This window comes from Occallatibacter sp. (assembly GCF_036502485.1).
Taxonomy (GTDB): Bacteria; Acidobacteriota; Terriglobia; order Terriglobales; family Acidobacteriaceae; genus Telmatobacter.
Genome location: NZ_DASXYM010000078.1, coordinates 1 through 11,177, shown reverse-complemented (window position 1 = coordinate 11,177; position 11,177 = coordinate 1). Strand labels below are relative to the sequence as shown.

Below are 11,177 nucleotides of genomic sequence, written 5' to 3'. Positions count from 1 at the left end.
GCGAACCACAACTCAGACCGCGGAAGTACAACTCAGGCGTTTGGCTGAGCCTCCAATGACCGTGGAGACCAGTATCCAGATTCCGCGGCGACCCTCCTTGCGGGCATGGTTCGATCCGCAGATGGGCGAGCGCAACGCCGCCCTGGCGCGCTGGATCTGGCTGCGCGCGCTGGCCCTGATCTACTTCTCCGCGTTCTTCTCGCTTGTCTTTCAGATCAAAGGCCTGATCGGCCCGCACGGCATTGAGCCGGCGGGCAACTATCTGCGGGCCGCCGCGCAGTATTACGGGCATTGGTGCTATTGGCATGTGCCCACGCTGTTCTGGGTGTCTTCGAGTTCCGCAGCCGTGATGACCGTGACGTGGCTCGGCATCGTCGCGTCGCTGCTCGCGTTCTGCAACGTGGGCCCGCGGCTCAGCCTCTTCATCTGCTGGGCGTGCTTTCTCTCGTTCGTCGCGGCGGCCGGAGATTTCTCAAGCTATCAGTCAGACGGCATGCTGCTCGAGGCAGGATTCATCTCGCTCTTCTTTGCGCCCGCCGGCCTCTGGCCGGGGCTCGCAATGGAGCAGCCGCCCTCGCGCATGAGCCTGTGGCTGCTGCGCGGGGAGTGGTTCCGCATCTACTTCGAATCCGGTATCGTGAAGGAGCTGAGCGGCGATCCCCAGTGGCGCAACTTCACTGCGATGGATCAGTACTACCAGAACAGCCCGCTGCCTTCATGGATCGGCTGGTATGTGCAGCATCTGCCGCACTGGTTCCACGCGGCCAGCGTGGTGGGCACGCTGCTCATGGAGTTCGTGCTGGTGTGGATGCTGTTCTTGCCGCGGCGCGTGCGGCTCATCTGCTTCCTTATCGTGACGCCGTGGGAGATCGGCGTGATCCTCACGGGCAATTATGCGTTTCTGAATTACATTGTGCTGGCGCTGGGCTTTCTGCTGCTGGATGACGTGTACCTCAGGCGTGTGTTCCCGTCGCGGTTCCGGCCGGCGCGGCCGCTGGGCGATGAGGAACCCGTCCGCGCGGCCGCGCATCCTATTCGGAGTACCCTGCATGCCGTGGGTCTGGTGGTCTCAGCGTGCATACTGTCGTGGATCGGCTATGCAACCGTGGCGGAGTTGGTAGACATGGTCGCCGGTAATCTGCTGCCAATGAAACCGGCGGCCGCGATCGAGCAATTCCGCATCGCGAATCAGTACGGCCTGTTCGCAGTAATGACGCGCGGCAGATACGAGATTGAATTTCAGGGCTCGAATGACGGGCAGAATTGGCGGCCCTATCTCTTCACCCACAAGCCACAGCTGCTGAACCAAGCGCCAGGGCTCTATGCACCGTATCAGCCGCGCTTCGACTGGAACCTCTGGTTCGCGTCCCTGGGCAGCTGGCAGCAGAACGAGATCGTGCCGGTTACGGAAGAGAAGCTGCTCAACAACGATCGCGACGTGATCGGCCTGTTTCGCAGTGACCCGTTCAACGGATCGGGGCCGCGCTTTGTGCGCGCGGTGCTTTGGCAGTACTGGTTCACGACCCTGGAGGAGAAGCGCCGCACGGGCAACTGGTGGCGCCGCGAAATGCTGGGCCTGTATGCTCCGGCTATTGAGCGCACGCCGGACGGACAGTTTGAGATCAGCGCGCCGGCGGATGATTTGCCGCGGCACGATTAGGAGTGAAGATGCGAGCCAACGTGATTGGCGCCGGACCGAACGGACTCTCGGCCGCAGTGGTGCTGGCGCAGGCAGGGCTGCAGGTAGAAGTGTTCGAAGCGGAAGAGCAGCCCGGCGGCGCGGCGCGGACCATGGAACTCACGGTGCCCGGGTTTCGCAACGACTTCGGTTCTTCGGTGTATCCGCTGGGTGCCGGCTCGCCATTCTTCCGCACCCTGCCGCTCAAGGATCTCGGCCTCGAGTGGGTGCACGGCGAGGCTTGCGTTGCGCATCCGCTCGATGATGGCACTGCGGTCTTTCTTGAGAACTCGCTGGAAGCGCAGAAGCGCGAACTCGGCGAAGACGGCAAGGCATGGGTGAACCTCATGCGGCCCGGCGCCGAACGGTGGTGGGACCTTGCAGACGACATACTGCGGCCGCCGATCCACGTACCCAAACATCCCGTCCTGCTCGCGCGATTCGGCATGTACGCTGCGCTGCCGGCGGACGTGCTGGCGCGGCGCTTCAAGACGGAGCGCGCCCGCGTGCTGCTGGCCGGAATCGCGGGCCACTCGATGCTTTCGTTCGATCAGATGATGAGCTCCGCAGTGGGCATGATGTTCGGCGCCAGCGCCCCCGCGGTCGGCTGGCCGGTGGCCAGAGGAGGCGCTCAGGCCATTCCCGATGCTTTGATCCGCAGGCTCGAGCAACTGGGCGGCGTGGTGCATACTGGCAGGCGCATCCAGTCGCTCAGCGAAATCGATATGCGCGATGCCATCGCGATGTTCGATGTGACTGCGCATCAGTTGCTGCAGATTGCCGGATCGCGTCTCGCACCTACCTACCGTCGCAGCCTCGAGCAGTTTGAATACGGTCCGGGCGCATTCAAGATCGATTACGCGCTGTCAGAGCCGATTCCCTGGAAAGCAGCCGGTTGCCGTCGAGCCATGACCGTGCACCTCGGCGGCACCTATGCCGAAATCGCGAGCTCCGAGCACGAGGTGTGGAGAGGACGCATCCCGCAGGTCCCATACGTCCTGCTCACGCAGCCCTCTCTGTTTGATCCCATCCGCGCGCCGGCAGGGCAACACACCGCCTGGGCATACTGCCATGTTCCCAACGGCGCAACAATGGATCGCACCAGGGCCATGGAGGACCAGATCGAACGGTTTGCGCCGGGGTTCCGCGACTGCGTGCTGGCGCGGCGTGTTTCCACTCCGGCGGATCTCGAGCGGATGGATGCCAACCTGAGCGGCGGCGACATCAACGCCGGCGCGTTCCACATGAGGCAGGTGCTCTTCCGGCCCAGCATCCGCAGTTATCGCACTGGAACAGAGGGGCTGTATCTGTGCTCCGCATCGACCCCGCCAGGAGGCGGAGTCCACGGGATGTGCGGCTACAACGCCGCGCAGGCTGCGCTACGCGATCTGCGCCTCTAAAGCGGATTCGGGGCTGGGCTGCTCCGCCAGCAGGCGCATGACGTGGTTGACGATCATCAAATCTTCCGCCGGAGGAATCACGCGCACAATCACGCGCGAGTCCGCGGCAGAGATGACCGCTGCTCCGCGCACGTTGTTGCGCTCGGCATCCACCCTGATTCCCAAAGCTTCCAGGCCGGCGCACATCTCCGCGCGCGAGGCAATGTCGTTCTCGCCAATGCCGCCGGTGAACACCAGCATGTCGAGCCCGCCAAGCTCCGCCACAAAGCTGCCGATCCACTTCTGGATCGTCCACACAAACTTGTCTACGGCGAGCCGCGCCTGAACGTTGCCGTCGTCGATCGCGCCGCGCAGGTCGCGCATGTCGTTCGAGAGCTGGCTCATGCCCAGAAGGCCGGACTTTTTGCTGACCAGAGTTTCGAGCTGGTCCGCGGCTTCTTTTGCGCTCACACCCGTCTCGGCGATCTTGTTGAGCATGAACAGCAGCACGCCGGGATCGATGTCGCCGGTGCGCGTGCCGCTGATGATGCCGCCTGTGGGCGTGAGGCCCATGGAAGTGTCAACGCACTCGCCGTTGCGGATAGCGGTCATGGATGCGCCGTTTCCCAGGTGCGCCACGATCAGCTTTTCCGGAACGTTGGGCCGCAACTGGTGAATGATCGATTCATACGAGATGCCGTGATACCCGTAGCGGCGCACGCCCATCGCTGCAAATTCGGCGGGGATCGGCATCGCCTTCACCAGCTCTGACATGGTCCGATGGAAGTAGGTATCGAGAACGGCGAAGTTGGGCACGCCGGGAAAGAGCTTGAGCGCTTCGCGCATGATGTAGACGGCGATGGGCGTGTGCAGAGGCGCGAGCGCGGAGTGGCTGTCGATCTCGTCAATGAGTTCGGTCGTGATGTGCTGGTTCTCGCTGATGGACGGACCGCCGCACACGGTGCGATGCCCGATGGCCAGCGGCGACGGGAATTTGCCGGAATGCAGCGCGTCCGAGACCAGCGCAAAGGCCACCGCGCGATTGGGCAGCGCGGGCGTCTCATCGATGATCTTTCTTCCCTCGCCATCCTTCATCCAGAACTTGCCCAGTTCTGTGCCGATGCCGTCGACTGCGCCTTCAAAGAGCTTGATGCGCTGATCGCCGGCTGCTTCGTAGATGCCGAACTTGATGGAGGAAGAACCGCTGTTCAGAACCAGCACTGGAAAGGACGCCATGGGTAAGAGCCTCGATCTTAAATGGTGGATCGCGCCGCGCGGCTTGACCACTGTTCAGGCTAACAGCGGATCCGTCAAAATCCGGTGATTGAGATCACGGCAGATGAGCGCTATGACTCAGGGAGCGGATGCGTTTCAGCGTTCGAAATATCGCTTGAGCTTGAGGATGCGGGATTCGAAGCCGTACCACAGTAACGTTGCCGCCGCCGTGCAGGCGGCAAGGCGGAACGCGACGACTGCGAGATTGCCGGGGATGCCGTAACGGTCCATGCGCGCATCCACCCAGCCGTAATAGATGAACACCAGGATGTGCGTCATATACATGCCATAGCTGATGCGACCGTAGAAGGGCAGCGGTCCGCGGCGCAGCAGTGCATTCAGTGGGCTCTCCCACCCGGTAGAGGCAATCGCGGCAAGCACCGCGCCCCCAAAACCGCAGCTAAGCGCAGAGTCCAGCAGCGCCGTCCCACCCGCAAACGTTGCCGCCATCGTGAATCCCAAAGCCATGGCGCACAGCCCAAGCGCGATCCACGTGCGGCGCTGCAGGGGCAGCGTGTAAAGCGCGAGCGAAAGCAGGCTGCCCATCGCAATTCCGTCAAGATGCGTCAGCGTGTGCGTCTTCGTGATCCACCCAAAATGAGTAGCGCGCAAAAGCGGCGAGACAACGAGTGCCGCCGCCAGCACGGAGCCCAGCATCCACGGCCTGCGCAGAAAGCGCACCACCGGCGCCCAAAGAAAGTAGTACTGCTCCTCGATGGCAAGCGACCACGTGGGCCCCAGCCCCGGAGGAAGGTCAAGGTGAAACAGGTTCTGCACAAACAGCAGATACGCCCACCAGGGCGCGGTGCGGATGGACTGCCAGACCGGCGCGCCAATGAACCAGTCGGCTTTCAGATAGCAGACGGCCAGAACCAGCAGATAGATCGGCCAGATGCGCAGTGCACGGCGTCCATAGAAGTTGCGGAAGTAATGCGGCTTCTCCCGCGCTTCCAGAAGAATCGACGTGATCAGAAATCCCGACAGAACGAAGAACAGGTTGACGCCGGCCCATCCCCAGAGCGAAGCGCCGTAAAGCGGCGTGCCTGCAAGCCGCGGATGCGAGTGATAAAGCACGACCGCCAGCACGGCAATGCCGCGCAAACCCTGTAGTTCAGGGATGTAAGAGGGAAGCCACACCGGGCGCGCGGGCTTGGCGAGCTCTGGAGTCCCGACCATCTCATCTGCCGTTTCAACGCCCGGTTCGCCGGCTGGTTCGCGGTCAAGCCCCTCGCGTTCTTTCCCCACCGTCACCCGGCAGCCAGTTCCTTGGCGCGTTCCGTCGCGCGCATCACGGCCTTGATCAGCGTAACGCGCAGGCCGCCTGCTTCCAGCTCGAGGAGGCCGTCGACCGTACAGCCGGCCGGCGTGGTTACCGCGTCCTTGAGCAGCGCGGGATGATAGCCCGTTTCGAGCACCATCTTGCCGGCGCCGAACACCGTCTGCGCGGCGAGCTGCGTGGCCGTGTCGCGCGGCAGGCCCACCTTCACGCCGGCTTCGGCCAGCGCCTCAATGACGATGTAGATGTAGGCCGGCCCGGACGCCGATAGGCCCGTCACCGCGTCCATGTGTTTCTCGTCCACAACCACGGTGCGGCCCACGGTCTCAAAAATGCGCTGCGCCAGCTCCATCTGCTCCGCTTTGACAAAGCGGCCGCGGCACAAACCCGCTGCGCCCGCACCCAGCGCGGATGGCGTGTTCGGCATCGCGCGGATCACCGCCATCTCAAGCCCCGCGGCCTCTTCAATGGCGCTCGTCTTCACGCTGGCGGCAAAAGAGACAATCGTTTTGGCAGTCGTGAGCGCGGGCTTGATCTGCTCCACGAGATGCGGCACCTGGAAGGGCTTCACTCCAAGCAGGATCAAATCGGCCCGGCGCGCCGCTTCAAGATTATCCGTGCTTACGTCCACCCCCCACTGGGTACTGAGCGCAATCGCGCGCTCGGCATGCGCAACAGTGGCAAAAATCTGCTCGGGAGCGAAGAGATTCTGCTTGAGAAATGCCTGCAGAAGGATTCCGCCCATCTTTCCGGCGCCCAGCACTGCAACCCGTACGTTCGGCAACTGTGCAGGAATTTGATTGGCCTCAACGGAGATGTCCGCCATTTTCTTCCTTGTGATTCTGGTAGTTTCGGGGACTTGATGATGCTGTGAACAGGATACGCGCCTGATGGGTTCAAGTGCCAACCGGCCCCCGTCGAGGTCAGGGCTCCGTGTCGAGGGGAAGATATTCGGTGCGGTTGCGACCGTTCTGTTTGGCCACGTAGAGGGCGCGATCGGCGGTGGCGAGTATGGCTTCCGCAGGAGTGCCGTTGATACGCATCCACGTGGTTACGCCAATGCTGATGGTGACCTGGCGATCGATTGAAGGCAAAGGCTGAGAGCGGGACAACGTGCTCTGCAGACGCTCCGCCACGTTGAGGGCCCCAGCATCGTCAGTTTCAGGCAGCAGAGCGATAAACTCTTCTCCGCCGTACCGTGCCAGCAGGTCGCCGGGCCGGCTGATGGTTGTCTGCAGAAGATGCGCCACCTGCACCAGGCACTCGTCCCCGGTGAGATGGCCATAGGTATCGTTCAGCTTCTTGAAGTGGTCGATGTCAATAAGCAGCAGAGAAAGGGGACTGCCGGTCCGCCGCGCGCGTGCCCATTCCTGCAAAAAGCGCTGATCGAAGCAGCGGCGATTCGCAATGCCGGTGAGACCGTCCTGCAGCACCAGCCGTTCCAGCCGTTCGCTGGCCTGTTCAAGCGCCTTCTGCGTCTGCGAAAACCGGTTCTGCAGCATGGCGGACCGAATCCCGTAAACCACAAAGGCGCCGAAGATCATGCCCATCGCCAGGTTCAAGTGGGTGCGTGCATTCCAGCCGCTGAGAGCCACCAGTGCCAGCCCCAGCAGAATAGGCCGGGCATTGTCGATCACCACGGCAAGCGGACGCCGGTTCTTGCCTTCACCGGGAACACCCGCCGGCGGCCAATCCAGCCAGGCCGTGAGTGCAAGCACCACGAAGGGAATGTCTACCAGCATGTCCAGCACGCCCGCATCGTTCTGGCTGGCGACGATGTGGTTGTAGATGGAGGCTGAGACGGCATAGATCCATAGATACGCGCTGAGAGCCTTGAAATAGCGGCGCTCGGCCGATCCACGCGGACAGGCGAGGGCGCGAATGGGAGCAAGTAGCGCAACCAGAAAATCTTCCACGTCATAGATGCCGATTAGCCGCTGCACCGGAACAGGATGGAGGGTTCCACCCGAAAACGGGATCACCGCAAAGAATGCGGTGTACGCAAGAAAACCGATAGCCACAATCTGAATGCCGTCCAGCCAGAAAAATACCGTACCCAGCTGCATATCCTGAGGGGACGTAATGGCCAGCAGGATGGGCACTGCGTAGAAGAAATAGAAAAAATCGTCGATCGTGGCGAAGTCAGAAGACGCGTGCTGGAAGAACTGCGCATGGATCGCGATGACGGTGCCGCCCACCCAGAACAGCAGCGCTATGGCCAGAAGCGCCCAGCTGCGACGCACCGCCAGCCCCGAGCGGAGCGCTCTCCACGAACAGGCACACAGAGCCGCAAGCGACCAGAAGATGTAGAACACATAGGAGAGGGCGTCCGATTGCTGAGGAAAGGCGATCGCCAGGCCGGAATGCGCGCACAGCAAGGCCACGGACACGACGATGCCAATCGCCGGACTCGTCCGGATCTTTGTCACGCAGGACCCTCCCGGGGATTCAAAATGAAAAATCACAACAGCAGCTCTCAGGACAAGCAACGGCCGTCCTTCGCTGCATTCTCTACCGCTTGTCAATTCAGATGATCGGCAACTTTGTCAGCAACCGCAGAGACGGTTCACCATGCTCGCTCATTTCTGCGCGGCAACCCAGGCGTCGATTCTCAACTCAAGCATATCCAACGGCATGGCACCGGCGTCTAGTACCTGATCGTGAAACGCTGGTAACTCGAACCTGGTGCCAAGGGTTTTACGCGCCCTTGCGCGAAGCTCCAGGATCTTCATCTGCCCCGCCTTGTAGGCCAGCGCCTGCGCCGGCCACGCAATGTAACGATCCACCTCAGACTGCACAGTAGGCTCATCCAGCGACGAGTGCTCGTGGAAATAATCCACCATCTGCTGCCGGGTCCAGTGCTGCGCGTGCACGCCCGTGTCCACCACCAGGCGGATGGCACGCCACATGTCCGCGTCAAGCCGCCCGAAGTCGGAGTAGGGATCCTCGTAGAAGCCAATATCCTTGCCCAGTTGCTCGGAGTAAAGCGCCCAACCCTCGACGAAAGCTGTGTACTCGTCATGCTTGCGAAACTCCGGCACACCCTCCTGCTCCTGCGCAATGGAGAACTGCAGATGATGGCCGGGCAGCCCCTCGTGATACGAGATGGCCTCCACGTTCAGCAGGCTGCGGTTCGGCACGTTGTAGAGATTCACCCATAGATGGCCCGGGCGTCCCGCAGTCGGCGAGCCGGGATCGTAGTAGGCAGGCGGCGCGGTCTTCTCCAGGTATTCCGGCATGCGCACCACCTCGAGCTTGTTCTTCGGCAGCCGGCCGAAAAGCTGAGGCAGCTTGGCCTGCATCTCGTTGACGTGCCCCTGGTACGCATCCAGCAGCGCCTGCGGCGACGCCGGCTTGAGCTTGGGATTGTCCTTGAGGCTGGCGCGGAAGGACGCGAGGTCCTTGAAGCCGAGCTTCTGCGCAATCGCCAGCATCTCGGCTTCGTCGCGCTTCACTTCCTCCAATCCGATCTGGTGAATCTGCTCGGGGGTGAGCTTCAGTGTGGTCTCGCGGCGGATGAGGAACTGGTAATACTTCGCCCCGTCGGGAATCGACCAGATGCCGGGCTCGTCGCGGCCCGCCGGTATGTAGCTCACCTCAAGGAAGCGCGCGAAGCGCTGGTAAGCCGGCAACACGCGCTCCTCGATCGCTTTCAGCGTCTCGGCGCGCATCAGTTGCTGCTCGGCAGGCGTAATGGACGAAGGAAACTTCTTCAGCGGAGCCGCAAGCGGCGAATCTTCCGGCTTTTGAGCAGCCAGTTCTTTCACCTGGTCCAGCGTCTGCTTCAGCAGATATTTTGGCGGAACCCGATGGTCGTCCATCCCTATGGACATGTTCTCGGTGACTTGGGCGAACGCCGTGGGAATGGCCTTGAGGCGCGCAATCCAGTCTTCGTAATCCTTCGCCTCTTTGAAACTGAGATGATTGGCCAGGCCCGGATAGGTTTCGTAGATGCCATGCATCTGGTCCACCGGCATCTCCCATTCCCTGAAGTCGGCGGCCTCGATGTCGTCCGCAAATTCGCGCAGCAGGAGCTCGCGGCTGGTCTTTTCGGCGTCCGTGAAGCCGGTGTCATCCACGGCGCCCAGCTTCAGAAGGAAATCCTGCTCCTTCTCGAGCCAGGCGTTGCGTGCTCTGGCAGAGTAGTCAGTAATCTTGTCGTTCCACCGCTTGTCGCCCAGGGTGGAGGCAAACTCAGGGCTGCGCTCCAGGCTTGCGTCCCAGTATTGCTGAAAGAGAGCGTTCATCGCGGCGCGGCGCTCGGCCACCGGCGCGCCGGCGGCGGGTCCCACATCCCTCAGCTTCTGGGCTAACGCAAAGGAAGGGATCAGCAGAACGGCAGCGGCGAGAGAAGCGAACTGGATGGGGCGCAACGGCGGGTCCTCGGATAGAAGTATCTATCTATCGTCGAGTGTAGAGCAGCGGGTGCATGCTTACTCACCCCAGTTGCCGCGCCGGCCGAGCGCATAGCGGCCTTGCTCGCACTGTGATGACTAGAGGATCGTCTCGTCGCCGAGGATGCGGTATAGGGTGGAGCGGCTGATGCCGAGCTGGCGCGCAGAGCGCAGCTTGTTGCCGCGATTCAGATCGACCACATACTGCACATGCCGGCGGATCACATCGTCAAGCGTGAGGCTGCCGCCTGAGCCGGCCACGGCTGGCGGCTCGAAAGGTACTTCACCGCAGGATGGAATCGCCAGATCGCCGGGGCGGATGACATCGTTGACAGCTTCAAACAAGGCCGATTCCAGAACGCTGGCCAGCTCGCGCACATTTCCCGGCCACCCGTGCTGCAACAGACGCGCCATTGCGCCCGGACCCAGCTCAACGGGCCGGTGCTGGTAGCGGGCGCAGATGCGATCAAGCAACTCCTGCGCGATCGGAGGGATGTCTTCCTTGCGCATCCGCAGCGGCGGCACTCCGAAACGCACCGCGGTGAGACGGAAGGCGAGGTCCGGCATCAGCAGGCCCTGGCCGGCCATTTGCCGCAAGGGCGTCTGCGACGATGCGACCAGCATGACCCGGCCGTGCGGAATGTCCTGCAGAGATTTGAGCACGCTGAGCAGAAGGCCCTGTCCCGGAGGCGCCAGCAGATCCACGCGGTCCAGATATGTGAAACCAGCAAGGTCCGACGGGTCGGAGTCGCGCAAAAGCCACTCGCGCGCATCGCGGCGCTGGAAAGCCGACCCAGCCAGAGGCGAGCGGCTCAAAAGATAACGAGCCAGAGTCTGTTTCCCCGCGCCATGCTCGCCTTCGATGGAGGCCACCTGGACGTGGGGAGCGGCCATTTCGGCCTGCAGCAGAAGCTTGCGCCAGGGAGCGCTCACTCCTGCCATTGAGACCTCATTGGCCGACTCCATCGCAACCAGAGCAGGCCCCGCTATCGGATGACTGGAGAGAAGCGGGATTCGACATTGCGCGGCGTTCTGCATGGCTGTCAAAATGTCTCGCCTCCGTGACTCAATTTTGTGCAATCTTGCCAACACGTGTTTCATCGGCGCACGGGAGAAAAGCTTGAGGGCGGACAACAAGCGGCAGAGGGAACAAGGGAACAAGGGAAAAAGGGAAC

General features: G+C 62.2%; 8 protein-coding genes. 2 read left to right on the top strand and 6 right to left on the bottom strand.

What is annotated here, in order from left to right; all coding sequences use genetic code 11:
• The first annotated feature begins 55 nt into the window (after positions 1–55).
• Positions 56–1,660 carry a lipase maturation factor family protein gene (locus tag VGL22_RS11280; RefSeq protein ID WP_465267023.1) on the top strand — a complete coding sequence of 535 codons (1,605 nt, stop codon included), beginning with the start codon at positions 56–58 and terminating at the stop codon, positions 1,658–1,660.
• Positions 1,661–1,668: 8 nt separating this feature from the next.
• Positions 1,669–3,078 carry a phytoene desaturase family protein gene (locus tag VGL22_RS11275; protein ID WP_465267022.1) on the top strand — a complete coding sequence of 470 codons (1,410 nt, stop codon included), beginning with the start codon at positions 1,669–1,671 and terminating at the stop codon, positions 3,076–3,078.
• Here the strand turns inward: VGL22_RS11275 and VGL22_RS11270 are convergent.
• The 6 genes from VGL22_RS11270 to VGL22_RS11245 form a co-directional block, all read right to left on the bottom strand.
• Positions 3,058–4,293 carry an acetate/propionate family kinase gene (locus tag VGL22_RS11270; RefSeq protein WP_465267021.1) on the bottom strand — a complete coding sequence of 412 codons (1,236 nt, stop codon included), beginning with the start codon at positions 4,291–4,293 and terminating at the stop codon, positions 3,058–3,060. The two genes, VGL22_RS11275 and VGL22_RS11270, sit on opposite strands and share 21 nt — an antisense overlap.
• A gap of 135 nt (positions 4,294–4,428) precedes the next feature.
• Positions 4,429–5,583, bottom strand: coding sequence for an acyltransferase family protein (locus VGL22_RS11265; RefSeq protein ID WP_465267020.1), 1,155 nt, complete (start codon positions 5,581–5,583; stop codon positions 4,429–4,431).
• Complete coding sequence (gene proC, locus VGL22_RS11260; RefSeq protein ID WP_465267019.1) at positions 5,580–6,434, bottom strand: pyrroline-5-carboxylate reductase; 855 nt, start codon at positions 6,432–6,434, stop codon at positions 5,580–5,582. The genes VGL22_RS11265 and proC overlap by 4 nt, the downstream gene beginning before the upstream one ends.
• A 97-nt stretch (positions 6,435–6,531) precedes the next feature.
• On the bottom strand, positions 6,532–8,037 hold the full coding sequence (locus VGL22_RS11255; RefSeq protein WP_465267018.1) for a GGDEF domain-containing protein: 1,506 nt from the start codon (positions 8,035–8,037) through the stop codon (positions 6,532–6,534).
• Between the two features lie 150 nt (positions 8,038–8,187).
• Entirely contained in the window at positions 8,188–9,981 is a 1,794-nt protein-coding gene (locus VGL22_RS11250; protein ID WP_465267017.1) for a DUF885 domain-containing protein, read from the bottom strand.
• Positions 9,982–10,101: 120 nt separating this feature from the next.
• The gene (locus VGL22_RS11245; RefSeq protein WP_465267016.1) at positions 10,102–10,944 is read right to left on the bottom strand and encodes an AAA-type ATPase lid domain-containing protein; all 843 of its coding nucleotides are present in this window, start codon (positions 10,942–10,944) and stop codon (positions 10,102–10,104) included.
• Positions 10,945–11,177: the final 233 nt, after the last annotated feature.